The organism is Planctobacterium sp. AWM4_229 (genome assembly GCF_056160305.1).
In genome coordinates, this window is sequence record NZ_JBSWWX010000008.1 from 77283 (window position 1) to 102506 (window position 25224).

The following is a 25224-nucleotide window of genomic DNA, read 5'->3' on the forward strand; positions in this document are numbered from 1 at the left end:
ATTGATTTTATGTTGGATAAAAGTGCGCTCCAATACAGCAAAAGCGCTAACACTAGTGAGGAAGAAATCGCGCGATTTGATGCGCTCGCTGAGGCCTGGTGGGATCCCAACGGTCAATATCGACGTGTATTGGAGTTTAATGCCTGTCGCTGGCACGTCATAGAGCAGCAAATCCGGCAGCACTTTAAGGAAAAAGCCTTGTCTGAATTAAGTGCCCTGGACGTTGGTTGTGGTGGTGGTCTTTTATGTGAGCCGCTAGCGCAATTGGGCGTTACGGTTACTGGAATTGATGCCAGTGAAATGAGTATTAAGGTGGCTCAGCGTCACGCTAAATCGTATGGTTTGAGCATTAACTATCGACACTGTTTGTCTGAGGTGTTAGTGGATGAGTCACGCCAGTTTGATATCGTAATGAATACCGAAGTGATAGAACATGTCCCGGATCAAGCACAGTTAATCGCGGAATGTTGTGCATTGTTAAAGCCCGGTGGATTACTGGTGCTAGCAACACTGAATCGCACCTTTAAGTCGTTTTTGTTTGGCATCATTGGTGCGGAGTATGTTCTGCGCTTGCTTCCTGTGGGCACTCACAGCTGGAAAGCGTTTGTAAAACCCGCAGAGCTACAGGGTATGATCACCGAAAATGGACTGAGTACAGGTGCGATTTCAGGAATGAGTTTCAATCCTTTCACTAATAGTTGGCGCACCAGTAGAGACACTTCGGTTAATTATCTTCTATTTGCTACTAAATAACGGGAACATCGGTAAAATTTGCTGCGTATTTAGCGACATTTGGGTTACGCTAGGAGTCAATGGATAAAATGACCTCGGATGGTAACTTGATATTTCCTGAGAGGTACGCGTTTGTTCAGATCACGCCGTTGTGCGATTACCAAAACACTATCCTGTATGGTTTGCGCATTTATATCTTCACAAGCTATTGCCCAGTCCACTCCCGCTGAATTTGCCGAGATGAGTCTGCAAGAGTTATTTAGTGCATCAACGGAAGACGCAAAGCCGAATAGTCAAAATTGGACCTGGTCGCTGCGTTATCAGCAAGCCGAATTTGATGGTTATCTCAAAGGGTCCGATAAACTCTCGCTGGACGAGGTGTTGTTCACTCCTGGGGCAGAACCGCGCACTGACAGTAACTTTCCCGTGGTGCCAACCGTCATTAAGCAGCGAGCGTCAATTCTAGGCATTCAATATCAATGGCGTCCAGAGTGGCAATTTAATCTGGTACTGCCTTATATCCAGCAGGAAACCGATCATATTTCTGCTGTACCTGGCTATGAGACGTTTTTGTTAAAAAGTCATGGACCCGGTGACTTATCTCTGGGAGCAAGGTATGTACTAGCACAACAGTTATCACATCAATGGGCCTTGCAGGTTAAGCTGAGTATACCCACTGGCTCTATTGACGAGCGGGGCGATACCCCAAGAGCACCGGGCGATCAGCAGCTTCCTTACACGATGCAATTAGGTTCGGGCACCTGGGATATACCACTGACATTGAGCTATCAATCGCCCGGAGAGCATCAGCTCGAAGTAGATTTATCTGCCACTATTCGCACCGGTAAAAACGACAGGGATTATCGATTGGGAAATCGGTACAGTGTTAAGGGTAAATATAGATACCAAAACAGTGAGTCATTGGATACCATCTTGGGACTTGAATATGTGCATTCTCAATCCATACAGGGGGCAGATACAGCGCTGCTGGTGGCGCAAACTAATCCCTATCCCGCGAGTATCACTAATCCAGATTTATACGGTGGTAAAAAGTTACTGGCCAGTATTGGAATTCGATGGCGCTTTAGTGATACATACAGTCTTGGATTAGAGATGGCCAAGCCTTTGTATCAGTATTTAAATGGTCCACAACCCAAAGAAAACTGGCGAGCTGGTATCGCTTTTTCCAGTTCGATGTAGGGAATTAATCCGGTGTTGTTGCAAACTTTATCAAAGTCTTTTCGCTCTCGATATTTAAATCGGGTGTTACTGACTATGATGTTGGGTTTGGCAGTCAGTGGTAGCTATGCTCAGTCTCAGGATTACCCACAGCTCACTCGACTTGATAAGTTAAAAGCTGCATATATTTTCAACTTCACTAAGTTTATTAGTTGGCAGGACTTAGATACACGTACCCCCAGAGAAACGGTTGTGGTATGCCTGGCTGAAGACGACCCACTATTGGGTTTTTTGCAAGCCTTGGTTGCAAATCGCACAGTTGGCGAACAGCAGCTGCGCGTTGAGGTTAAACTCATAGCTTACAATAATCGCTGCGATCTCGCCTATTTAAGCAAAGCACAGCAACCGATTCTGGATGTCTTGAAAGAAGTATTAATTGTTTCCTCAGATACTTCTATTTTTCAAAATGTCGCCACTTTTTCTTTTTATGAAGAAGGAAAACGGCTACGCTTTGAAATAGACATGCAACGATTAAATGCCCTGGAGCTGGAAATCAGCTCAGAGTTATTAAAACTGGCCCGAATCAAGAAAACATGAAAAAGCTAATTGCCAAATACGAGCAGCTCTCTTTTTTTAAGAAGCAGCTCTTAGTGGCGACTGTCGTTACCAGCATTACCCTGGCGTTGGCCTCAGTGTTACTTTATGGCAAATATGTTTCTGATCACAAAACCCGCTTGTTAGAAAACCTCTACGGTAAAGCACAACTTATGGCAGCGACCTCTCGTTCGGCATTGTTGTTTGGTGATACGCAAGCTGCCAGTGAAGTTTTATCCTCACTGAAATCCTTTCCGGCTACCCAATATGCAATGTTACTGGATAAGGACAATAACCTGTTTGCCAGTTATCAGCGGGATCCTGAAAAGCGTCTGCCGGATTATCAGGAGTTGCAAAACAAGCTTGATAGCAGCACTTACCTGACGGTGCACCACCCTGTACGCATGGACAATGAAGTGATTGGCTATGTGATCATGGAATCCGATAGTGATGCTTTGTCGGATCAACGAGGCAATTATTTATTGATTCTCGCACTGGTATTTATTGTCAGTCTGTCGGTGTCTTTTTTCTTACATTGGCGATTGCAGGCTTTCCTGGCGGCCCCCATGAACAAGCTGGTGGAACTGGTAGGCTATGTGGCCCGGAATCGCCGTTATAACCGTCGTGTCAGGCTAAAAGGCAGTGATGAGCTGGGCACATTGATTACCGGCGTAAATAGCATGCTGGATACGATTGAAGAGCATGAGAAGCAACTGCATGCCCATAGCGAAAGATTGGAATCTTTAGTGGCCTTGCGTACGGAACAACTGTTTAACCGCGCCAATTACGATGCCCTGACACAATTGCCCAATCGCCATTTATTGGTGGACCGACTTAATCATGGTATCGATAACGCCAGCCGCGAAAACTCGCAAATGGCATTGATGTTTCTGGACCTGGACAGGTTTAAGTACGTCAATGATAACCTTGGTCATGCAGTTGGTGATGACTTACTGGTTCAGGTGGCAGAAAAGCTCTCGTCTGTGGTGCGAAAAGCCGATTCCGTGTGTCGTTGGGGCGGTGATGAATTTATTATTTTGTTGGAGCATTTGCACAGTAAAGAAGACATCATCCCGCTGGCTGAACAAATCATTTTTACTCTCAGTGAGCCTATTGAACTGTCCGGCAACCAGTTACATATTTCCACCAGTATCGGTATTGCGCGCTTCCCGGATGATGGCACTGATGCCTCTACTTTGCTGCGTCATGCTGACGTTGCCATGTATCGGGCCAAAGAGAAGGGCTTGAGTCAGTATTGCTTCTTTGAACACGACATGATTGATGGCTCACTGGAACGACTGACTCTTGAGCACAAATTGCGTTTAGCGCTGGAAAACAAGAGCTTTCATCTGGTGTATCAACCGCAAATTTGCACTGAAACTGGCCGGGTTTGTGGCATTGAAGCCCTTATTCGCTGGCAAGATGATGAGCTAGGCTTACTCAATCCTGTGCAGTTTTTGCCCGTGGCTGAAGATGTGGGGCTCATGCATTCTTTGAGTCTTTGGGTGTTGGAAGAGGCGTGTGGCCAGAATGCCAGTTGGCAAGCACTAGGTTGTGAGCAGACTCGTGTGGCGGTTAATTTGCCTGCTTCTTTTATCATGCACCCCAATGCTGTTGAGCAAATCACTCAAATCTTGGAGAAAACCGGCTTATCAGCAAAGAGTCTGGAAATTGAGATCACTGAAAATACCTTTATCTCCAACACCGAACACGCCATCCGGGTTTTAGAACAGTTGCGTCAAATGGGGATCAATATCGCGGTGGACGATTTTGGTACAGGATATTCCAGTATGAGTTACCTTCGGGATTTACCTGTGGGTACCTTAAAAATCGATGGTAGTTTCGTGCGTCAGATGGGAGTGGACAATATTAACGACGGTATCATTCAGTCAATCATCACCTTGGGCAAGAGCTTAGGATTGAGTCTGATTGCAGAGTGCGTGGAAAACCAACAGCAGGCTTCTCAGTTGAAGGATATGGGCTGTGACATGATCCAAGGTTATTATTTTAGCCGTCCTTTGTCGGTGGAAGATACCACCGAGTTTTTACTGGCCAGAGTAGCGCAATAAGTTTACTACCCGCAATGATTACAAGGCTCTCACCGGAGCCTTGAATACTTCATTAAAACCAGGTTAACTGGCAACCAAATCACTGGTTAAAACCAGGTTTTTGACTTTCGCATTTACCTGTTTTTTGCGCTTGAGTTTCCTGATAAAGCTATTGTTGACGCGATTTAAAGCGGAATTCACAGCGGCAATCCAATTACTCTTTTTATCGATAACTACGATCAGCGGCATGTTGTCGGATTTCAGTTTTACCTTCACTTGTTTATCCGGGCCGCCTTTTGGTCCATTGACATCACTGAGGGTGATGGTGAGTGATTGAATGGCGTCTACGGTGCGATGAAAAACACTGCTCACGCGTTTTTTAACCGTTTCTCTGTGAGCTTCTTGCAGGTTTAAGTTTGCAGATTTGACGATGAGTCTCATAACGTTCTCCTGACATAACAAGATGTTGAGTGCCCGACAAATTCGCCTGTTGCATTGCAAGACACCTGTGATGTTGAATTTATAGCCTTAAATTTCAACCTGGTATATTCGAAGATTAAGCGTTTATATATCGAAAAAAGTATATGCATATCTTTTTTGAGTGCTATTTCTTTGCTGATATACAAAGAGTGATTAATATGGTATTTCGAAATATTCGATATAATAGTGGGTGCGATCAGGTTGTTTTACTATGACATTAAGCAGGTGAATAAACTGTACCTTAGTACAGTTTCACATTGCCCACTTATCCGTTTAAATTGACTGACCGAATAACTTCAAGGGAATCATGGATGATGTTCCGATTAGTTTATCAATTCACTTTGGGGCAGATCACGGCTGTCTGTATTGTGTGCTCGGCGCTGCTGTTGTGTAGTTTTATGGGCAGTTACTATTATTTCGAAGCCGGGGTTGCGGAGCAAAATGCCTTGTTAGGTTGCTCCGCTATCTTGTTGTTTATTAGCCAGTGTTTTGCGGTACTGATGGTCAGCTTTGGTAACCCGACACTGGCGAAATTGTTAGAGCGAGGCTAGCTTTTCTTTGATGAGTTGTTCGTGATTGGCTTGCCATTGCTCTAAAGTCAGAGCGGCATCTTTATCCCGGCGTTTTTTACCAATTTCGTAGACCTCTGATGCTAGCGCTTTGGGGATAACAGCAATGCCTTCCTCATCGGCCACCACAATGTCGCCGGGATGTACGGTAACCCCGCCACACTGAATGGTTTGGTTGAGTGGTGATTTGACTTTTTTGGCACCGGGCTTCGGGCAAACGCCTTTAGCAAATACCGGAAACTTCGCTTCCCGTACTTCGGCGACATCCCGGATGACACCGTCAACTATCATGCCCGCAATGCCGCGTTTTTGCGCAATGGCACAGACGTTACCGCCACTCACAGCAAAGCGCTCATCTGCCTGGCAGACAATCACATCGCCAGGATTCGCTTCATAAATCGCAGCGTGCAACATCAGGTGATCTCCTGGGGCGCATTTCACGGTAAATGCAGGGCCAGCAATTCGGGGGATACCCTGCCATAACGGCTTGATATAAAAATCCATAAACTGCTCTCGTGGCAGTCCATCCGCATAATCGCAGGGGGAAACTTCGGCAAAGTTATTAGCTGACATAGGTTGTCCTTCCTTCAATCTTTTTAGACATTTACGCAAATAACTAATCAAGAAGCAATTGCTCTTCTGCTACTTGTTTCTAAACTTAAAGGATGTTTCGCGTGTTTTCATTCAAACAATCCTTTGCAAGCCCCACTCATTTCATGGGTCTTGTACTATTTTTGTGGACTGTTCAGTGTAGCGCAGCAGACGCTGTTGTTCACGAGTTGTGTACCGCTTCGAATTACAAGGTGGTATTTTTCAGACCTGATGCCAAAAGAAACAACTTTTGGATGCAAGCGGATAAGTTTGCCTATGCCGTTGCTGAGGACCTGTCGATATCGCTGGAAATCGTCACCATCAATGATAGCAATGAGCAGTGGAATAGCTTTGATAATCAGATAGAAGCTATTTTAAAGCGACAAGACCCACCTGATGCCATTGTTAGCGTGTTATATGGGGCACGAGAATACGCCCAAATAGCAAAGTTTGATAAGTACAATATACCGCTATTCACCATTAACGTGAGCCTTGAAGAAAAGGTACTCAAATTAACTTCTAAGCCCAGAAATCTTTTTCAAAATTGGCTAGGTCATATGTCACCCGATGAAGTCAGTGCTGGTGCTCAGCTTGTGCAGATACTCCATGAAAGCCGAGCAGGCAACCGAATTGCCTTCGTTTCTGGCTCATCAAGCTCCAGAGTCAATGCACATCGCCTTAAGGGGGCTATACAAAAAGCAGAGCAGTTAGGTTTGGATATTATTCCCGCTATCTATACAGATTGGAGTTCAGGCATTGCTGAACAAGCGGCTACAACCCTGTTAAGGAGAGTTGCAGAGGTCGATATTCTGTGGACAGCGGGCCCTGATATCGCAGTGGGGGTTGATCGCATTTTTTCAAAACAATCTGCCCGTACAAAGTCAGGTAGTTTTGACTGGGCCCCAGTGAATATTGAAATGCTTGAATCAGGCAGGCTGCAGGCGAGTTTAGGCGGTCATTTTATGGAGGCGGGTTGGGCCCTTGTTCTATTGTTTGATTATCTGTCAGGAATGGATTTTAAGGACGATAGAGGATTACTTATGCACTCTAACCTGGAAGTTATGAATGCTGATAATGCGCAACAGGTTTTGCAAATCTTGTCAGCAGAGTATTTGCGTGCAATAAACTTTCGGCGCTATTCCCGTTGTTTAAACCCCGGGCAAAAGTCCTATGATTTAAAACTCCCCATACCTCAATCAGAGGCGCAGTCGAATTGATCAGGAAGCTGAGTTTCGATCTCTGCCAATAGATCATAGTTGTACCAGTTTGCATAAGTTTGGGAAAGCGCGCCATAAAGTTGAAATGAGTAGCCCATGTAGGGCAGTGACTCATTAGACAGGGTGCGATAACCAAATTGTTCTACAAGGCATCCAGGCACATTTAAGGGTAAGATAAGGTGATGATTGTGCACGGCGATAAAGCGAAAATCTCCGTTTTCAATCGTTTGCTTAGCGTCCTGTTTGGGCTGAGCGTTGAATAAAGCATCTAGTTTTTGTTGATGAGGATCTACCGGCTCATCAGAGCAGGCCAGTAATAGCGTGGCAAGAAGGGCAATAATAAGGTTTTTGATGGGCCAATTCTCTTTTTAGGTTTGCTAATTCAAGAGTGAGTTTATAGAAATGACGCTCATTAGAGCGCCATCAAATTGCGTTTTTGCGAGATCAGCTTGTGGTTTTTAAATAGGTGTAACCTTCCAGACAAGCCTCATAAAAGTCGATGAGCTTAACGCCGTCGCGGGGTTTGAGCTCACCATCGGCAATCTTTTTATCGATTACGCGTTTTACATCCTGGGCCATGGATTTGGGATGGTATTGCATGATATTCAGGACATGTTCTACCGAAGAACCACGGACAATTTCTTCAATGTAAAAGTCTTCCGGGTCGTCATCGTAACTGAAGATGTGTACTTCGTTAAGGCGACCGAACAGGTTGTGCATGTCTCCCATAACATCTTGATAAGCCCCGGTCAGGAATAAGCCCACATAATAATGCTCGTTGGGCTTTAACGGATGCATCTTAATCGTGGGGGAAATACCGTCTTCACCGATAAAGTTGTCAATCTTGCCGTCACTATCACAGGTAATATCTGCGATAGAGCAGGTGATAGTGGGTTTTTCGTTCATACGAGTAATAGGCACCACTGGCAGTATCTGATCGATAGCCCAGGTATCGGCTGCCGATTGAAACACCGAAAAATTCCCCAGGTACTGAGAGGCCATTTGTAATTCGATTTCTTTCAGTTCTTCCGGGACAAACTCGTCTTTTTCCAGGCGAGTTTGAATCACCTGCATGATTTGCCAATAGAGAGTTTCGACGGTAGCCAGCTGTTCAAGGTTGAGCACCCCCAATTTAAAAGCATTAAGTGCTTGCTCTTTCCAGTCTCCCGCATCGTTGTAGACTTCTTGCGAGTTAGGGTACTTTTCCAGATTTTCTGACAATTCCCGCATATTGCTGACGATGAAGTGCTCATCGGGATCACTGGTATGAATCGCCTGGCTGCCTTGTGGTTTGATTTCACTGACGACTTCAGTCACCACGCAGCTGTGATGAGCGGTCAGGGCGCGACCGCTTTCGCTGACCAAGTTCGGGTGCGGCACTTCTTCGGCGTCGCAGATTTCCTGCATACCATAAACAATGTCGCCCACGTATTCTTTGATGCTGTAGTTGCGGGAGGATTCGTTGGTGGAGGCACTACCGTCATAGTCAATGCCCAAGCCACCGCCCACATCCACAAATTCCAGATTCGCGCCGAGATGGCGCAGTTCGGCGTAGATGCGCGCACCTTCGGTAATGGCATCCTTGATGGCGCGAATATCAGTTAGCTGACTACCAATGTGAAAGTGCAGCAACTTCAGGCGTTCATCTAAACCTTCGTCTTTCAGGTATTTTACCGCAGCCACCAACTCTGAAGTGGATAAACCAAACTTGGCTCGGTCGCCTGCGGAACCTGCCCATTTGCCTCGGCCCTTAACCGACATTTTAGCTCTTAAGCCGATTTCCGGACTGATGCCTAACTCTTTAGCCAATTTAGCAATGGTATACAATTCGCTGAACTTCTCCACAACGATAATGATGCGGCGGCCCATCAACAAACCCATAAAGGCAAGACGCATAAATTCTTCGTCTTTGTAGCCGTTGAGAATCGTTAAGGCGCCGGGATTGGTGTTGTACGCCATAACGGTTAAAAGCTCTGCTTTTGAACCTGCCTCAAGGCCAAATTGAAAGGGTTCACCAGCATCCACAACTTCTTCGACGACTTCACGCATCTGGTTGACTTTAACCGGATACACGCCCATATAGTTGCCTTGATATTCCGCAGCTGAAATGGTGTCTCTGAATACCTGATTGAGTTTGGCTACTTGCGCGCGCAAAATGTCGTGGAAGCGCACAACCACTGGAAACTGAATACCTTCGGCCCGAATCTCATCAATGACGGATTTGAAATCAATGCGCAGACTTTCGTTATTCTGCGAAGGCGTGATCTTTAGATTACCGTTTTCACCAATTTCAAAGTAACCCGCACCCCAGCGCTTTACCCGGTAAAGCTCTTCGGCATCTTCAATAGTCCAGTTGTTCAAATTCGTTGTCTCTCAATGCGAAAGTGCTCCGATGGGGAGCACTTCGTTTATTCACATAAAATTATTGCTGCAAGTATAGTTTTGTTGTGCTTTAAAGCCAATATCAGGCCAATAGTCTTTTGGCCAAATCCTGCAATAACCACTCGACTCTTTCACTGTCTTCGGATTGCACTACCAGGCTGGCGTAGCCATCAGCTTGATATCGATATTTAATCTCGTCTTCAGCAAAGCTGTCGATGTCGGGTTGAGCTTCGTGCCAGGGGCAAGCCACCAAGCCTGCATAGTCGTTGCGCAAATCCGGCAAGCTATAGTGTTCATTGCGAAAATCAGCCAACTCCATTTTGGCGGCTTCCTGCCAGATTTTCAGGTTAGAAGCACATTCGATGGTATGTTCAATGTTACCACCCGCCACACGAGCGGAAGTTTCCAGGAAGCGGAATTCACCGTCTTCGCCTTTGATGAATTCACTGTGGCTTGGACCGTATTCTCGTCCGAAGGCAGATAATAATTGACGATTGTGTTCGATGAGTTTCAGGCTGTCTTCGCTGTCTCGCGGTAAAACTCTGGTGGAGAAAATGCCTTGTCCCTGCAGCATGGTGAGTGGTGGCGCGCCATAGCGGCTGACTTGCGCAAAGATCACTTCTCCTTTCCAGCACAGTGAATCTACGTGATAGACATCACCACTGACAAACTCTTCCAGCAAAAAATACGACTGGCGGTCACCCAATGCCTCAAGTTTTTGCCAAAGGTCTTCTTGTTGGTAAAACTTTTCAATCCCTTCTGAGCCCGCCAAAGTGCGTGGCTTGAGAATCCAGGGGACAGGTACCGATTCCATAAACTCGTAAACCTGATGATGGTTGAGAATACCGGTGAAGCGCGGTTGTGGTAATTGGTGTTGCAGCGCGGCATCCCGCATGGCCAGTTTATCTCTAAACAGCCGGGCGCTTGTGTGCTTCATGCCAGGTAAACGCGTGTGCTCTCTGAGGTCGGCGCTGTGCTCTACGTCATAATCATCCAACGCTACAATGCGGTCAATTTGATGATGACGCATCAACCAGGCAACGGTGTGAGTAAGGTCCGGCTGTATCCGCAAGTCTTGCATGGTGTGGAAGCGGTCTATGCAGTCCCATGGCCAAGGATGATCTTTGAAGCGCTCATTGGCGATAACAAAGATTTCACAGCCCTGGCGTTTGCATTCGCGGATAAATTCAGCGCCTTTAAATTCACTGGCCAATGCCAGAATGGTTGGATTTTGCTTCATATTTGGATAACCACTTTCCACATTAACAGGTTTGTCATTTGCCATTGAAGGGGTTTTTAAGGTAGAAAGTATCAACAACAGCACAAATTATAAAATCAATAAGATCCTTCAGGACGTTCAAAACCAGCATACAGCATAAAGCGACAGATTGTATTTTTGCCGAGAAATGCAGACAATTTAGCAAATTCTTGTAATTTAATTACAAAATGAGGTAAGTTTAACGGCTTTCTGTGGTGAAATTCCGCAAAAACTGAAATTTTATTAAATTCGGAGAACCTATGTCAGACGCTATGGAAAATCAGCTAAGGGATACTGTTCGTCAATTGGGCAGCACCTTGGGCACCACCATCAAAGATCAGTTGGGTGAAGCATGGCTAGAGCGCATCGAAACTATCCGTAAAGCGGGTCGCAAGTCTAACCAAGGCGAGCAAGAAGCAACAGAACAGCTTCAAGCGCTTTTTTCTGAACTGGAAAACGAGCAGTTACTCACGGTCGCACGCGCTTTTACCCAATTTCTAAATTTAGCCAATATTGTAGAGCAAGAACACAATAGTCATGCTCAGATAGACGATCCCATGGAAGCCTTGTTAGCGCGATTACAAGACATGGATTTCTCACAAAGCTCATTTGCCGATACGGTCGCAAAATTAGACATTGATTTGGTACTCACTGCGCACCCCACTGAAGTCTATCGTCGTACCTTTATTCATAAGTATTCTGAATTAACTCAATGCGTAAAACGCTTGCGTAGTGATGAACTCAGTGCCGTACAGCGCAGATCGCTGGAACTGCGCATTGCTGATCTTATCACTCAGGCCTGGCACTCGGAAGAAGTGCGCGCGGTGCGTCCAACTCCTGTAGATGAAGCGCAATGGGGTTTTGCGGTCATTGAAAACTCCCTTTGGGAGGCTGTCCCCGATTTTATTCGAGAATTAGATGGCAAACTGCAAGCCCAGTTTGCTCAGAGTTTACCGCTGGATGCTTCACCGGTGCACTTTAGTAGCTGGATGGGGGGCGACCGGGATGGTAACCCTAACGTTACCGCTAAGGTTACTCAAAAAGTCTTACTATTGGCCAGAAAGCGCGCTGCGCGATTATTCGCAGATGACATTGAGCGTTTAGTGGTGGAACTATCCATGACCGATTGCGATGACTATGTGCGCAGTATTGTCGGTGACGATGCCCTTGAGCCGTATCGCGCCTTGTTACGCCCGGTGTGGGATCAACTGATCCTGACGCGTGATGGTATTGCCAGCCACCTGGAAGGGTTTCCGGTAGATCAGGAAGACTGGATCCAGTCAGATGAAGAGATTCTGGCGCCACTGATGGCTTGTTACAACTCATTATACGCCTGTGGCATGAGTAACGTTGCCGACAGTTTGTTGCTGGATACCATTCGACGGGCTCATTGTTTTGGCGTGCACCTGTTACGCCTGGACGTTAGACAAGACTCCGAGCGCCACGCTAATGTGTTTGGTGAGCTCACCCGCCATTTGGGTATCGGCGACTATAACCAGTGGACAGAAGCCGACAAGCAAGCGTTTTTATTGCACGAATTAAATTCCAAGCGCCCATTGTTCCCCACTAATTGGCAGCCCAGCGCGGAAGTCAAAGAGGTGATTGATACCTGTAAAGTTATTGCGCAAAACAATCGCGAGGCCTTTGGTATTTACATTATTTCCATGGCTAGTTTGCCCTCTGATGTGATGGCAGTGCAGTTGTTGCTGCAGGAAATGAATGTAGGCTGGGCTATGCCTGTAGCGCCTTTGTTTGAAACCCTGGACGATTTGAACAATGCGCCTAAAGTGATGAGTGATTTGTTGGCCATTGACTGGTATCGCGGTTACATCAAAGGCCAGCAATATGTGATGATTGGATATTCCGATTCTGCCAAAGATGCTGGGGCACTGGCCGCAGGTTGGGCGCAATACGAGTCGCAAGAAGCGCTGGTGGCGATAGCACAAGAAAACGATATCAAGCTCACCTTGTTCCACGGTCGCGGTGGCACAATAGGACGTGGCGGCTTGCCAGCACATTCCGCTATCTTGTCTCAGCCTCCGGGGTCACTGGATGGTGGCTTCAGGGTTACCGAGCAAGGCGAGACCATTCGCTATAAGTTTGGCATGCCGGCGCTGGCCAAGCGCAGTCTGAACTTATACGCCAGTGCTATCCTGGAAGCCTTTATTTTACCGCCTCCCGAGCCAAAACCTGAGTGGCGTCAAGCGATCACAGATATGGCGGCCGATGCCAGAGACAATTATCGTAAAGTGGTGCGCCACGATGCGGATTTTGTACCTTATTTCCGCGTGGCCACACCAGAGCAAGAGTTAGGCAAGTTGCCTTTGGGTAGTCGCCCTGCAAAACGCAAACCCACAGGTGGTATTGAGAGTTTGCGCGCTATTCCCTGGATTTTCGCCTGGGCCCAAACCCGGATGGTATTGCCTTCCTGGCTCGGTGTGATGCCAGCCGTACAAAAAGCGTTAGATAAGGGCAATGAGCCATTATTGCAGGATATGTTGGCCAGTTGGCCATTTTTCCGCTCGCGTTTGTCCATGCTGGACATGGTATTTTACAAGGCCGATACCCGAGTGGGTAAGGCTTATGATGACAAACTCGTTCCTGCGGAATTGCAGCATTTTGGCGATAAACTTCGCGCCGAGTTAAGCGACAGTATTGCCTTGTTGTTGAAATTGTTAGGACAACAAGCAGTGATGGAGTCTGATCCGAAGGGCAAACAGTCTATGTCTATTCGCGCGGATTATTTACAACCGCTACATTATTTGCAAATGGAGCTGTTACAGCGCATCAGGGTGTTGGATGATACCCAGGAAGACAGAACGCTGGAAAAAGCCATGATGGTGACCATTACAGGTATTGCTGTGGGAATGCGTAATACAGGCTAACGGAAAGCCTTGCTGCAGATACAAAAAGAGTCGCTATAGCGACTCTTTTTTTGCCTTGAATTAAGAGTATTTAATTTACTAACTTTTAATTCTTGGCTCTTAATTTTTCCCATACTGCTTTGGGAAATTGAAATTGGGCTTCCAGCCTGGGCTGTGCCTCTTTCATTTTTGAAAGCTTCGGTTGACACTGATAGTGTTCCAGAAGCTCTTGCGTCAGCTCTTGCCGTTTGGGCTGGCGCGTTGTGTCAGGGGTTGTCATTTTTCGAACTCTTGTATTTATAATTTACAGTACGAAAATGTCATTTCACTGATTATATTATTGTTATTATTTAGGCGGCCCTGTACTACATAATCTGGCCCACGAATTTGCTCATTATCCTTGCATTACTACTAACCTTTGGTCAGCAAAATTACCATTCGTAATTTACGCGGGTAACTCTGCCAGATAATTGACGGGAAGGCAATTTATTTTTGACACCCCCGAATCAACAGCGGCTTGAGCTACAGCTGTTGCCACTCTGCGACATAATCTGGGATCCATCGGCTTGGGAATAATGTAGTCCTTGCCGAATTCCAGATGATTTACATGGGCCGCAGCGAGTACCTCATGGGGGACTTCTTCCTTGGCTAGTTGACGAATAGCTTCAACTGCAGCCACTTTCATTGCATCGTTGATAACCGTGGCGCGTACATCCAATGCCCCCCTGAAAATAAAGGGAAAGCACAGCACGTTATTCACCTGGTTGGGATAATCTGAGCGGCCGGTAGCGATTATAAGATCCTCGCGCTCCTCTTTTGCGAGTGCCGGTTTGATTTCCGGATCCGGATTCGCACAGGCAAATACTACCGGGTTGGGAGCCATTTTGCGCAAGGCTTCAACACTTAACAGATTAGCGCCAGACACACCCAAAAAGGCATCAGCGCCGTCAATGGCATCCTCTAAGGTACGCTTGTCTGTTTCGTTAGAGAATTTTTGTTTGTGAGCAGGTAAGTTTTCTCGTTCGGAGTGGATTACGCCTTTGCTGTCTAACATGAAAATGTTGTGTCGTTTGGCACCACAGGTTACCAGCATATCCATACAGGCCACCGCGGCTGCGCCCGCGCCCAAACATACGATTTTAGCATCGGACAGGGTTTTGCCTTGAATTTCCAGCGCGTTCAACATGCCGGCTGCAGTAACAATAGCAGTACCGTGTTGATCATCGTGAAACACTGGAATATCACAGCGCTCGATGAGGGCTTGCTCAATTTCAAAGCACTCGGGTGCTTTGATATCTTCCAGATTGATACCCCCAAAAGATATGGAGATATTGGCAACAGTATCAATAAACTCCTGTACGGAATCGTGCTGCACTTCAATATCGATTGAGTCGATACCCGCGAAGCGCTTAAACAGCAAGGATTTACCCTCCATAACGGGTTTTGAAGCCAAAGGTCCCAGATTTCCTAATCCTAAAATCGCTGTACCATTTGAAATAACAGCAACAAGGTTACCTTTAACTGTGTACTTGTAAGCATTTTCCGGATCGGCGGCAATTTCTTTAACGGGTTCAGCTACGCCTGGGCTGTATGCCAGGGCTAAATGCTCAACGGTTTCAGCTTGCGTGGTAAGTTCTACACTGATTTTTCCGGGTTTCGGGAAGGCGTGATAATCCAGTGCCTTTTGACGTAGATCAGACATAAAGTTGTAGGGCCTCAGTAAAATATCTAATAAATAGGTTTTGTTATGTCGTCGTCGGTACTTGCTGCTTTTAAAGCTTATTTAAATAATTGGGTGATTGTTTAAAACAATTCTTTTTGTGCTGAGAACTGTAACATAACAGGTGGGGTTACAGCTATGGCAAATTTAGGTAGTCGGAGCAGGGTTGGAAGTTTGTACAGAGGTATGATCTGTGGCAGTTATTCTGTGTTTCAAAAACAAAAAACCCGGCATCAGCCGGGTTTTTCACGTAACTTGTGTAACGGACAATCTTATTTTTTGCCCAGTACAGAGAAACGTTTCTTGAAGCGATCAACGCGACCACCAGTATCAAGGATCTTTTGCTTACCAGTGTAGAAAGGGTGGCAAGCTGAACATACGTCAAGAGCCAGGTCTTTTTTCAAAGTAGAACGGATCTTGAAGCTGTTACCGCAAGAGCAGTTAGCGTTGATTTCGTTGTATTCTGGGTGAATACCTTGTTGCATGGGGCACCTCATTATTAAGGCCGTATCGCTAACCAACCCGAAGCTGGCCACCATACGATGTTAATTACAAAAAATCTTTCTCCATTTGCCCCTTGAGGCAAAGAGGCGCGCATATTAATGTATCGCCTTTCGGGGATCAAGCAAAAATGCTTAAAAATTAAGCGTGGTGTTGCATTATTTGTTATGCGACACCTTAACTCCCATTGGAATCAATCCACTCAACCGCGCTGAAATGACCAATAAGATTGCAGAAATTGCGCTTGCGATACCTAAACGGCAGGCCTTCGACTATCAAATACCGGATGAAATGGTAGGTAAACTACTACCCGGTATGCGCGTAAAAGTGCCTTATGCACATGGTGAAAAAATTGGCATTGTGCTTAACACAAAGGCGCAATCACAGTGGCCGATAGAAAAGCTCAAACCCATACTTAGTGCCCCGGATGAGGCACCGCTATTCAGTGCAAGCATGCTTGAGCTACTGTTTTGGGCCGCCGCTTATTATTGTCACCCCATTGGTGATGTCTTGCTCACCGCCATACCCGCCAAATTGCGCAAGGGCGAGCCTGATAGCCGCGCCACCGAACGTTTATGGCGCACAGCAGATGATGTTTGCTTAGACAGCTTAGAAAAGTTGCGTAAAGCACCAAAACAGCAGGCGTTATTGCAAGTGCTATTAGATGGACCAGTCGCGGAAGCAGAGCTTTTGCGCCAATTCAACAAGCCAGTATTACGCGCATTGCACAAACAAGACTTGATCATCTGCGAAGAGCGCATTAGCAAAGTCGATCACAGCTGGACTAAATCTCTAAAGGTAGCATCGCGCCCTTTTGCCAGCACCGAGCAGGCGTTGGCTATCAGTGCCATCAATAGCACCCAAGGATTTCAGCCCTTTTTAATAGAAGGGGTAACAGGTAGCGGTAAGACCGAAGTTTATCTGCAGGCTATTGAGAGTCAGCTACAGCAACAACGTCAGGTGATTGTACTGGTACCTGAAATTAGCTTAACACCGCAGACATTGGCCCGCTTCGAAGAGCGTTTTGCAATCGATATTGGCGTGTGGCACTCAGGTCTTACAGATAATGAGCGTTTGGCTGTATGGCAAAAAGCCCGTGATGGCGAAGTGGGGATTATTATCGGCACTCGTTCTGCGGTGTTTTTACCTCTTAAATGGCCGGGCATGATAGTGGTGGATGAAGAGCATGATAGCTCTTTCAAACAACAAGACGGCTTTCGTTATCACGCCCGAGACCTGGCCATCATGCGCGCCAAGCAGTTGGATATTCCGTTAGTGTTGGGTTCTGCCACACCGTCATTGGAAACACTGAATAATGCCCTGACTTCCCGCTATCGACATTTGCACTTGCGTGAAAAGGTGGTGAAAGGCAGCAAGGTTATTCAGCAATTGTTGGATATTAGAGAGCAATATCTGGATGCCGGGCTAAGCCCTTATCTTATAGAGCGCATTAACTTACATCTCAGGCAACAGCAGCAGGTGATGATATTTATTAATCGTCGCGGTTATTCACCTGCCTTAATGTGCTCCGATTGCGGTTATGTGGATAGCTGCAAACATTGTGATAAACCCTACACTTGGCACAAATCCACACAACAATTGCATTGTCATCATTGCGGCTCTGTAAAAAGACGCCAACCAGGCTGCCAATCCTGTGGTAGCAATAATGTCAGTGCCAGCGGCGTAGGCACTGAGCAATTGGAAGAAGCGCTGTCGAGACTGTTTCCCAATTATCAGGTAGCCAGAGTAGACAGCGACAGTATGTCTGGCAAGCGCTCTTTAAATGAAACGCTCGAAGCCATTAACCAGCGCAAGTATCAGATATTGGTGGGCACCCAAATTCTGGCTAAAGGGCATCATTTTAAACACCTTGCTATGGTGGCAATTTTAGATGTGGATGCGGCGCTGTACAGTGCTGATTTCAGAGCCACTGAGCAGTTGGCACAGTTGATCACTCAGGTAGCTGGTAGGACCGGACGAGCAGGTAGCGAAGGCGAAATGTGGCTGCAATCTTGTCATCCCGACAATGGTTTGTTGTTGGATTTATTGCACAATGGCTACGGCCACTTTGCCCGTACCACATTAAAAGAACGACAAGCGGCGCAATTACCGCCTTTTGAGTTTCAGATATTGCTCAAGTCGGAATCTATTAGTCTTGCTGACAGCCATCAGTTTTTATTGCAGGTGGCAAAAATGTTCCATATGGAACAATCACTTAATGAGCCTGCACTCAAAGTGATTGGCCCGTTTCCTTCGTTAATGGAAAAACGCCAGGGACGTTTCAGAATGCAGCTATTACTGTCTCATTTACAGCGCTTACCCCTACATAGAGCATTAAATAAGCATTTACCTACATTGGAAAATCTTGCAACAAAACACAAAGTGCGCTGGTCTATTGATGTGGATCCTACTGATTTTTATTAACTTTATGTCAATCAGTCGCTAATGGCTTTAGTTTTTAACTTTGAAGTGGTTTTCACCACAGTTTATAAGCGGTAAGATCCGCCAGCGCTAAAAACTAAACAAACACAATACTAATTATTCTATGGCACCTAAAGACTACGTGGCCAGGGACAGAGTTCCCCCAAAGAAAACCACAAAAGCAAAACCTACTCCCAAAAAACGGGCGTCTTCCCCGCGCGCAAAAAGTGGTGGCTCAGCTGCACCTGCTGCGACACAGCAGGCCAGCAATGGCCAGGCAACACCTTGGTTTCGTATTGTATTTACCTTAGCTGTGGTTATAGGCTTTGGGATTTTCCTGTGGAATATAAAGGATGCCTCTGAAGGCAATAAAGCCACGCTGCAAAAGCAGGAAACGCCAGTTAAGAAAGAGGATGAATTGCCAGAAGCACCTAAAGAAGAGTGGGAATTTATGACCACTTTGACGGACCCCGATTACGAAGTTGAAGTGGACCTGCCGGAAGAAACCCAAGCTTCTACCCAGGAATATATTCTGCAATGCGGCTCTTTTCGCAAGCAAGAGCAGGCTGAAAGTATGCGCGCCCGCATCGCTTTCCAGGGGATTGAATCTAATATCAAAGAAAGTAACGGCGAAAATGGTCGTTGGTATCGAGTGGTGATGGGGCCGTATGAGCGCAAGCGCATGGCTGAAAAAGACCGCCATACACTACAGCGTGCCGGCTTTACAACGTGCCGAATCTGGTAAAAATTAGCGCTGTTGTTTTGGCTTTGTTGCTGATTTGGTTTGGTTGGCAGCAATGGGCACAAGACCAATTCTATAGTTCGCAACAATCTTCGGTTGATACTGCAGCTCAGAGCAAACCAGAAAATGTGGTCAATACACCGCTATCTTCGGCGACTGATACTTCGCCCAAATTTGTAGAACCTGAAACCCAGGTTCAAATTATCGACGACCCCGTTATTGACTCAGAAGTTCTATACCAGCAGGCCTCTTTGTTAAAAGGTTGCCAGCGCGCGTTACCTGATGATACCGCATTGCAATCCTGGCTGGACGATGCCAATCAAAACAATGAAAGCCATTTCCTGAACACTGAAAAACTGGCGCAATTCGAGCGCTGTAAAGGTGTGGATCGCTCTATTGATTATGTCGCACTGTTAGAGCAGGCGGCATTGGCCGGCTCTGAACAGGCGTTAACAAAATTCTGGGCAACACGTGATGAAGAATTTTATCGTTTTCAGAATATAGATTTGTCAGACAGGGATGCGATGATTGAGGCACGCTACGGGCTCTCTCAGAAGAAATATCAGGTAGCAGAAACACTCGCCGTTAAAGGCAGTGAAAAAGCCATGATGTGGTTAATGTACGGCTATAAAAATGAAGGACCTCAACCGCAAGGGCAGGATTACATAAGGGCCCTTGCCTATGGTTTAGCACTTAAGGATATTACTGATGACAGTAATACCTACGGCAATGCCAATTGGTTTGTCGAACGCATCGTCGCCACCATGAAGCCGCAGGAAGTACAACAAGCAGAAAGCCTCGCTGAAGAAATCCGCTTACACTTTGAAAGATAGTTGCCCACACAAAAAGCTTGAAATCAAACTAATCACCCCCACAAACTGCAGATAGTCTGAATAAGTGCGGCCCGGATAGGTTTGCCGCGCTACAAAACGCAGGAATCAAAATGACAACGATAGTGTCTGTCCGCCGAGGCAATCAGGTGGTTATGGCCGGTGATGGTCAGGTTTCATTGGGCAATACCGTGATGAAAGGTAATGCCAAAAAAGTACGTCGTTTATACAACGACAAGGTTTTAGCTGGATTCGCTGGTGGTACTGCCGATGCCTTTACCTTATTTGAGCGCTTCGAATCCAAACTGGAAATGCATCAAGGGCACCTTACCAAAGCCGCAGTGGAATTAGCCAAAGACTGGCGTACCGACCGTATGTTGCGCCGTTTAGAAGCGTTATTGGCTGTTGCTGATGAATCTGCCTCGCTAATTATTACCGGTAACGGTGATGTGATTCAGCCGGAGATGGATTTAATTGCCATTGGTTCAGGTGGCAACTACGCTCAAGCTTCGGCAACCGCGCTGTTGGAAAACACTGAACTGTCTGCCAAAGATATCGCTGAGAAGAGCCTGTTCATTGCCGGCAGTATTTGCGTCTTCACCAATCACAGCCAGACTGTGGAAACACTGGATTATTAGATCAGGATTAAATATGTCTGAAATGACCCCTCGTGAAATTGTCCACGAACTAGACAATCATATTATCGGCCAGCAAAACGCCAAGCGCGCAGTGGCCATTGCCTTGCGCAATCGCTGGCGTCGCATGCAACTGGACATGGAGTTGCGCCAGGAAGTTACCCCGAAAAACATCTTAATGATCGGGCCTACAGGTGTGGGTAAAACCGAAATTGCCCGTCGTTTAGCAAAACTTGCCAATGCGCCTTTCATCAAGGTAGAAGCCACTAAATTCACTGAAGTGGGGTATGTGGGCAAAGAAGTTGAGACCATCATCCGCGATTTAGCTGATATCGCAGTGAAAATGACCAAAGAGCAAGAGCTTGCCAAGGTGCGCTACCGCGCTGAAGAAGCGGCTGAAGAGCGAATTCTGGATGCATTGTTACCGCCGGCTGAAAATGTCTGGGGTGAGAAAGAAGCCACTGAAGATAAAGGCTCGCGCCAAATCTTTCGCAAGAAATTACGGGAAGGCCAGCTAGACGATAAAGAAATCGAAATCGACGTGTCTCTACCTCAGGTGGGTGTTGAAATCATGGCCCCTCCGGGCATGGAAGAGATGACCAACCAGCTGCAGGGCATGTTCCAGAACTTATCTGGTTCGCAAAAGAAGAAGAAAAAGCTGAAGGTTAAAGACGCGCTGAAACTGCTGGTGGAAGAAGAAGCCGCCAAGTTAGTGAACCAGGAAGAGCTGAAAGAAAAGGCGCTGGATGCCGTTGAGCAAAATGGCATTGTGTTTATCGACGAGATTGACAAGATTTGTAAGCGGGAAAATGTCAGCAGCGCTGATGTTTCTCGCGAAGGTGTGCAGCGGGACTTATTACCCTTGGTAGAAGGCTCTACCGTGAGCACCAAGCACGGCATGGTGAAAACCGACCACATTCTGTTTATTGCATCCGGTGCGTTCCAGATGGCCAAGCCTAGTGATCTGATCCCGGAACTGCAGGGGCGTTTGCCTATTCGTGTGGAGTTATCGGCACTGACCACCGACGATTTCAAACGCATTTTAACCGAACCTAATGCTTCGCTTACTGAGCAATATCAAGCTCTGATGGCAACTGAAGGCGTTAACCTGACTTTCTCTGAAGATGGTATCGACCGTATCGCCCATGCCGCATGGCAGGTTAACGAAACCACAGAAAATATCGGTGCCCGTCGTTTGCACACAGTGCTGGAGCGTTTGATGGAAGATATCTCTTATGACGCCTCAGAAATGGATGGCGAAGCTGTGGTTATCGATGCTAAGTACGTTGATGATCACCTGGAATCACTGGTAGAGAACGAAGACTTAAGTCGCTTTATTCTATAAGCCAATCGCTTTTATTGCATATAAGAACCCGCCTCTTTACGGCGGGTTTTTTTGTATTTGGGTTAATTATCATTTAGCACCACACCGACATCCGTCTGCCGGTTATGTATTTTACCTGGTTTGCATTCCGCAGGAATATTGATTTGTTGCTACCAGGCGATGGTAAAAACTTACTCAATGGTATAAGTAAACTTATTCAATAGATTCTAAGTAACTGATTTTATTGCTTTGTTAATGGAATATTATGTTTTTATAAAAGTCCTTCCTGTCTTGTTTCAATCGGGCAAAGTTATTACCTGAATGACGACGCACACAGCGACCAATCTCGCTGTGAAACCCTACTGAATAATTACAGGAACAAATCCATGTTGACCAAACTTTCCCTGGTGACCGCTGCAGTAATGGCAGCGACAACCGCAGTCGCTGACGATATTTACATTTCAGAATACGTCGAAGGCAGCAGCTATAACAAAGCCATTGAGTTGCATAATCCAACAGGAGCTACAGTTGATTTATCTCAATACAGTCTCGAGTTTTATTTCAATGGCAACTCAACAGTGGGTTACAGCATAGCGCTTGAAGGCTCTTTGGACGTTGATACTTTGCACGTGGTCGCCCACGGTAGCTCGGCACAAGCTATTTTAGATGTGGCCAACCAGGTAAAGAGCGGTAGCTGGTACAATGGTGATGATGCCATTGTGCTCACTAAAAATGGTGAAGTTATCGATTCTATCGGTCAGGTGGGTGTAGACCCAGGCTCTAGTTGGGAAAGCAATGGGGTAACCACCAAAGATCGCACGTTACGCCGTATCAGCGGCATTGTAAGTGGTGATGTGAACCCCTTCGATGCCTTTTATCCAGATGCGGAATGGCAAGTATTCGAAAAAGATAATTTTGATGATCTCGGCAATTCAGGCGGATCAGATGATGATAACAATAACGTTGATCTGGGGTTGTGCTCTGATGCCGCAACGTTGTTAAGTGCCGTACAGGGTGCGGGCGATGAAAGCCCATTAAAAGGCAACACAGTTGTCGTAGAAGCTATCGTAACAGCCGATTTACAGGAAAGTGACCAATTAAAAGGTTATTTCCTGCAAGAAGAAGATGCTGATAACGATAGCGATGTTAATACTTCAGAAGGTATCTTTGTTTACGACAGCAATAATACTGTCAACGTTGGCGATACAGTGCGTTTGGTGGCAGAAGTTCAGGAATACTACGGTGCAACCCAATTAGGCAACGTTGAGGCGCTGGAAGTGTGTGCCAGTGGTGCAAGCGTAACGCCAGCGACGATTTCCTTGCCGGTGGACAGTGCGTCTGAATTGGAAAGTGTTGAAGGTATGCTGGTTAACATGTCTCAAACCTTAACGGTTTCTGATAACTACAGCCTAAGCCGCTATGGCGAAATCATTGTCTCTAATGGCCGTTTATACAATCCCACGCAAATCGCAACACCAGGTGATGCTGCCAATGTTGTAGCGGCAGCTAACGCGCTGAATCAAATCACTATCGACGATGGTAGCACCCAGCAAAATCCGGATGCCATTCCTTATCCTGCGCCAGAGCTAAGCGCCGCCAACACCTTGCGTGCCGGTACTGAAATTGAAGGCGTGACCGGGGTAGTCACTTACGGTTTCAGCAAATACCGTATCCATCCTACAGAGGCACTCACTTTTGTTGATGCCAATCCGCGTAGCGAAAACCCACAATACAGCTACGAAGGTGAACTGCGAGTAGCCAGCTACAACGTACTTAACTACTTCAATGGCGACGGCCAGGGTGCAGGCTTCCCCACTTCTCGTGGTGCTGATTCGATGGAAGAATTTGTGCGTCAGAGAGATAAAACCATTGCCGCTATCCTGGCGATGGACGCTCACATTGTTGGCTTACTGGAAGTTGAGAACGATGGCTTTGGTGAATTCAGCGCCATTGCGGATCTGGTTAATGGTTTGAACGACAGTGCCTCAGAAGGCGAGTGGGCATTCGTTGATTTTAATGCCGATAACATCGGAACTGACCAAATCACTTCAGCCATCATCTACCGCAAAGATATGGTGGAAGAGTCAGGTATTGCTGCACACACTACTGAAATGCCGTTTGACTATGGTAACCGTGCGCCAGTGGCCCAAACCTTTAAAGACCTGTCTAATAATGACGAGTTAACTTTTGTGGTAACACACCTTCGCTCCAAAGGCAGTTGTAGCAGTGCCGAAGGCGATGATCAGGATCTAGGTGATGGTCAAGGTTGTTGGAATGCCACCCGAGTCTTAGCAGCAAACGAACTGATGGGTTGGTTAGCGGGCAACCCAACAGGTAAAGCGGAATCGGATATCATGATCCTGGGTGATATCAATGCTTATGGCATGGAAGATCCCATCACTGCCTTTAAAGACAATGGCTTAACTGCCCTGAAAGAAGAGTTCTTGGGGAGCCACAACCATTCTTACATTTATCGCGGCGAGTCTGGTAGTTTGGATCACGCTTTTGCCTCAGCCAGCTTAAGCAAAAAAGTGAAGAGCGTTACCGACTGGCACATCAACGCCGATGAGCCTATTGCACTGGATTACAACGTTGAATACCAATCCGATTATCAGCAAGCCAACCTGTATGCACCGGATGCATACCGCGCTTCCGATCACGATCCTGTGATCATCGAGCTGGATACTTATGTGGAATTCGAGCAAAACTGGACAGATCTCAGCGGTCGACGAGGCTGGAAAACCTATCGCATTGATTTACCAGAAGGTTCAAAAGTACTGGAAGTGACCACCTCAGGTGGCGAAGGTGATTTATCTCTGTGGCTTAATCACAATCGCAAACCCAACAAAAAGCGCTTTGAATGTCGCTCCGGGAAAACCGGCACCGAGCAACATTGCACAGTGGAAGCGCCCGAAGCAGGCAAATGGGTGATCCGTTTACGCGGACACAAACGCTATTCAGGGGTGTCCATGAAGGCCTACAGCCACAACTAGTTAAACTCTCAACGCTCCGAGAGTGGAGGCCGGGCTACCTTAGGGGGCCCGGCTTTTTTGTGTTATTTAGAAAATGAGCTGTTATATAGCATTCACATATAGGTTGGTTTAGTATTCTGAATGAAAACTTGTTTTGACGCTGTG

The 25224-nt window shown here is 46.5% G+C and carries 21 protein-coding genes; 13 read left to right on the forward strand and 8 right to left on the reverse strand.

The annotated features are described in order from the left end of the window. The first annotated feature begins 9 nt into the window (after positions 1 to 9). From ubiG to ACXAGP_RS17985, 4 genes are all read left to right on the forward strand, one after another. Positions 10 to 753 (forward strand): bifunctional 2-polyprenyl-6-hydroxyphenol methylase/3-demethylubiquinol 3-O-methyltransferase UbiG, encoded by a 744-nt coding sequence (ubiG, locus tag ACXAGP_RS17970; protein ID WP_475262932.1) that lies wholly within the window; start codon positions 10 to 12, stop codon positions 751 to 753. A 156-nt stretch (positions 754 to 909) separates the two neighbouring features. After that, on the forward strand, positions 910 to 1932 hold the full coding sequence (locus tag ACXAGP_RS17975) for a hypothetical protein (protein ID WP_475262933.1): 1023 nt from the start codon (positions 910 to 912) through the stop codon (positions 1930 to 1932). Positions 1933 to 1944: 12 nt separating this feature from the next. Then, complete coding sequence (locus ACXAGP_RS17980; protein ID WP_475262934.1) at positions 1945 to 2508, forward strand: YfiR family protein; 564 nt, start codon at positions 1945 to 1947, stop codon at positions 2506 to 2508. Next, positions 2505 to 4574, forward strand: coding sequence for a putative bifunctional diguanylate cyclase/phosphodiesterase (locus tag ACXAGP_RS17985; protein WP_475262935.1), 2070 nt, complete (start codon positions 2505 to 2507; stop codon positions 4572 to 4574). Before ACXAGP_RS17980 ends, ACXAGP_RS17985 begins: the two co-directional genes overlap by 4 nt. A gap of 63 nt (positions 4575 to 4637) precedes the next feature. On the opposite strand, the gene ACXAGP_RS17990 is transcribed toward ACXAGP_RS17985, so the two are convergent. After that, positions 4638 to 4994, reverse strand: coding sequence for a hypothetical protein (locus ACXAGP_RS17990; protein WP_475262936.1), 357 nt, complete (start codon positions 4992 to 4994; stop codon positions 4638 to 4640). 350 nt (positions 4995 to 5344) lie between these two features. Here ACXAGP_RS17990 and ACXAGP_RS17995 point away from each other — a divergent pair, with 350 nt between their 5' ends. Beyond that, positions 5345 to 5584, forward strand: coding sequence for a hypothetical protein (locus tag ACXAGP_RS17995; protein ID WP_475262937.1), 240 nt, complete (start codon positions 5345 to 5347; stop codon positions 5582 to 5584). On the opposite strand, the gene ACXAGP_RS18000 is transcribed toward ACXAGP_RS17995, so the two are convergent. Next, positions 5570 to 6175 carry an RraA family protein gene (locus ACXAGP_RS18000; protein WP_475262938.1) on the reverse strand — a complete coding sequence of 202 codons (606 nt, stop codon included), beginning with the start codon at positions 6173 to 6175 and terminating at the stop codon, positions 5570 to 5572. The genes ACXAGP_RS17995 and ACXAGP_RS18000 overlap by 15 nt on opposite strands. A gap of 101 nt (positions 6176 to 6276) precedes the next feature. On the opposite strand from ACXAGP_RS18000, the gene ACXAGP_RS18005 reads away from it, so the two are divergent. Then, on the forward strand, positions 6277 to 7410 hold the full coding sequence (locus ACXAGP_RS18005) for a substrate-binding domain-containing protein (protein ID WP_475262939.1): 1134 nt from the start codon (positions 6277 to 6279) through the stop codon (positions 7408 to 7410). Here ACXAGP_RS18005 and ACXAGP_RS18010 read toward each other — a convergent pair. The 3 genes from ACXAGP_RS18010 to ACXAGP_RS18020 all read right to left on the reverse strand — a co-directional run bounded on the left by ACXAGP_RS18010 (position 7386) and on the right by ACXAGP_RS18020 (position 11032). Next, on the reverse strand, positions 7386 to 7604 hold the full coding sequence (locus tag ACXAGP_RS18010) for a hypothetical protein (RefSeq protein WP_475262940.1): 219 nt from the start codon (positions 7602 to 7604) through the stop codon (positions 7386 to 7388). The genes ACXAGP_RS18005 and ACXAGP_RS18010 overlap by 25 nt on opposite strands. Positions 7605 to 7854: 250 nt before the next feature. Next, positions 7855 to 9771, reverse strand: coding sequence for a biosynthetic arginine decarboxylase (gene speA, locus ACXAGP_RS18015; RefSeq protein WP_338294727.1), 1917 nt, complete (start codon positions 9769 to 9771; stop codon positions 7855 to 7857). 103 nt (positions 9772 to 9874) lie between these two features. Continuing rightward, entirely contained in the window at positions 9875 to 11032 is a 1158-nt protein-coding gene (locus tag ACXAGP_RS18020; RefSeq protein WP_475262941.1) for an ATP-grasp domain-containing protein, read from the reverse strand. Between the two features lie 278 nt (positions 11033 to 11310). Here ACXAGP_RS18020 and ppc point away from each other — a divergent pair, with 278 nt between their 5' ends. Further along, positions 11311 to 13935, forward strand: coding sequence for a phosphoenolpyruvate carboxylase (ppc, locus tag ACXAGP_RS18025; protein WP_475262942.1), 2625 nt, complete (start codon positions 11311 to 11313; stop codon positions 13933 to 13935). 85 nt (positions 13936 to 14020) lie between these two features. On the opposite strand, the gene ACXAGP_RS18030 is transcribed toward ppc, so the two are convergent. The 3 genes from ACXAGP_RS18030 to rpmE all read right to left on the reverse strand — a co-directional run bounded on the left by ACXAGP_RS18030 (position 14021) and on the right by rpmE (position 16119). Then, positions 14021 to 14194 carry a hypothetical protein gene (locus ACXAGP_RS18030; protein WP_475262943.1) on the reverse strand — a complete coding sequence of 58 codons (174 nt, stop codon included), beginning with the start codon at positions 14192 to 14194 and terminating at the stop codon, positions 14021 to 14023. 165 nt (positions 14195 to 14359) lie between these two features. Beyond that, the gene (locus tag ACXAGP_RS18035; RefSeq protein WP_475262944.1) at positions 14360 to 15616 is read right to left on the reverse strand and encodes a malic enzyme-like NAD(P)-binding protein; all 1257 of its coding nucleotides are present in this window, start codon (positions 15614 to 15616) and stop codon (positions 14360 to 14362) included. Between the two features lie 290 nt (positions 15617 to 15906). Further along, a complete protein-coding gene (gene rpmE / locus ACXAGP_RS18040) occupies positions 15907 to 16119 on the reverse strand; it encodes a 50S ribosomal protein L31 (protein WP_475262945.1) in 213 nt (70 codons plus the stop codon). Between the two features lie 232 nt (positions 16120 to 16351). On the opposite strand from rpmE, the gene priA reads away from it, so the two are divergent. From priA to ACXAGP_RS18070, 6 genes are all read left to right on the forward strand, one after another. Then, positions 16352 to 18559: a primosomal protein N' gene (gene priA / locus ACXAGP_RS18045; protein WP_475262946.1), complete on the forward strand. Its 2208-nt coding sequence runs from the start codon at positions 16352 to 16354 to the stop codon at positions 18557 to 18559. Between the two features lie 121 nt (positions 18560 to 18680). Next, positions 18681 to 19301, forward strand: a complete 621-nt coding sequence (locus tag ACXAGP_RS18050; protein WP_475262947.1) for an SPOR domain-containing protein — start codon at positions 18681 to 18683, stop codon at positions 19299 to 19301. Next, entirely contained in the window at positions 19286 to 20131 is an 846-nt protein-coding gene (locus tag ACXAGP_RS18055; protein WP_475262948.1) for a hypothetical protein, read from the forward strand. The genes ACXAGP_RS18050 and ACXAGP_RS18055 overlap by 16 nt, the downstream gene beginning before the upstream one ends. A 110-nt stretch (positions 20132 to 20241) precedes the next feature. Next, positions 20242 to 20766 (forward strand): ATP-dependent protease subunit HslV, encoded by a 525-nt coding sequence (hslV, locus tag ACXAGP_RS18060; protein WP_475262949.1) that lies wholly within the window; start codon positions 20242 to 20244, stop codon positions 20764 to 20766. Positions 20767 to 20779: 13 nt separating this feature from the next. Beyond that, positions 20780 to 22108 carry an HslU--HslV peptidase ATPase subunit gene (hslU, locus tag ACXAGP_RS18065; RefSeq protein WP_475262950.1) on the forward strand — a complete coding sequence of 443 codons (1329 nt, stop codon included), beginning with the start codon at positions 20780 to 20782 and terminating at the stop codon, positions 22106 to 22108. Between the two features lie 365 nt (positions 22109 to 22473). After that, positions 22474 to 25080: an ExeM/NucH family extracellular endonuclease gene (locus tag ACXAGP_RS18070; protein ID WP_475262951.1), complete on the forward strand. Its 2607-nt coding sequence runs from the start codon at positions 22474 to 22476 to the stop codon at positions 25078 to 25080. Positions 25081 to 25224: the final 144 nt, after the last annotated feature.

What these genes read in the sequence shown, in the direction of transcription:
- ACXAGP_RS17990 (WP_475262936.1), bottom strand. Translation starts at nt 4,994, where the DNA reads ATGAGACTCATCGTCAAATCTGCAAACTTAAACCTGCAAGAAGCTCAC.
- ACXAGP_RS18035 (WP_475262944.1), bottom strand. Translation starts at nt 15,616, where the DNA reads ATGTCTGATCTACGTCAAAAGGCACTGGATTATCACGCCTTCCCGAAA.
- ACXAGP_RS18020 (WP_475262941.1), bottom strand. Translation starts at nt 11,032, where the DNA reads ATGAAGCAAAATCCAACCATTCTGGCATTGGCCAGTGAATTTAAAGGC.
- ACXAGP_RS17975 (WP_475262933.1), top strand. Translation starts at nt 910, where the DNA reads ATGGTTTGCGCATTTATATCTTCACAAGCTATTGCCCAGTCCACTCCC.
- ACXAGP_RS18050 (WP_475262947.1), top strand. Translation starts at nt 18,681, where the DNA reads ATGGCACCTAAAGACTACGTGGCCAGGGACAGAGTTCCCCCAAAGAAA.
- ACXAGP_RS18070 (WP_475262951.1), top strand. Translation starts at nt 22,474, where the DNA reads ATGTTGACCAAACTTTCCCTGGTGACCGCTGCAGTAATGGCAGCGACA.
- ACXAGP_RS18000 (WP_475262938.1), bottom strand. Translation starts at nt 6,175, where the DNA reads ATGTCAGCTAATAACTTTGCCGAAGTTTCCCCCTGCGATTATGCGGAT.
- ACXAGP_RS17995 (WP_475262937.1), top strand. Translation starts at nt 5,345, where the DNA reads ATGATGTTCCGATTAGTTTATCAATTCACTTTGGGGCAGATCACGGCT.
- ACXAGP_RS17985 (WP_475262935.1), top strand. Translation starts at nt 2,505, where the DNA reads ATGAAAAAGCTAATTGCCAAATACGAGCAGCTCTCTTTTTTTAAGAAG.
- ubiG (WP_475262932.1), top strand. Translation starts at nt 10, where the DNA reads ATGTTGGATAAAAGTGCGCTCCAATACAGCAAAAGCGCTAACACTAGT.
- rpmE (WP_475262945.1), bottom strand. Translation starts at nt 16,119, where the DNA reads ATGCAACAAGGTATTCACCCAGAATACAACGAAATCAACGCTAACTGC.
- hslV (WP_475262949.1), top strand. Translation starts at nt 20,242, where the DNA reads ATGACAACGATAGTGTCTGTCCGCCGAGGCAATCAGGTGGTTATGGCC.
- ACXAGP_RS18030 (WP_475262943.1), bottom strand. Translation starts at nt 14,194, where the DNA reads ATGACAACCCCTGACACAACGCGCCAGCCCAAACGGCAAGAGCTGACG.
- priA (WP_475262946.1), top strand. Translation starts at nt 16,352, where the DNA reads ATGACCAATAAGATTGCAGAAATTGCGCTTGCGATACCTAAACGGCAG.
- hslU (WP_475262950.1), top strand. Translation starts at nt 20,780, where the DNA reads ATGTCTGAAATGACCCCTCGTGAAATTGTCCACGAACTAGACAATCAT.
- ppc (WP_475262942.1), top strand. Translation starts at nt 11,311, where the DNA reads ATGTCAGACGCTATGGAAAATCAGCTAAGGGATACTGTTCGTCAATTG.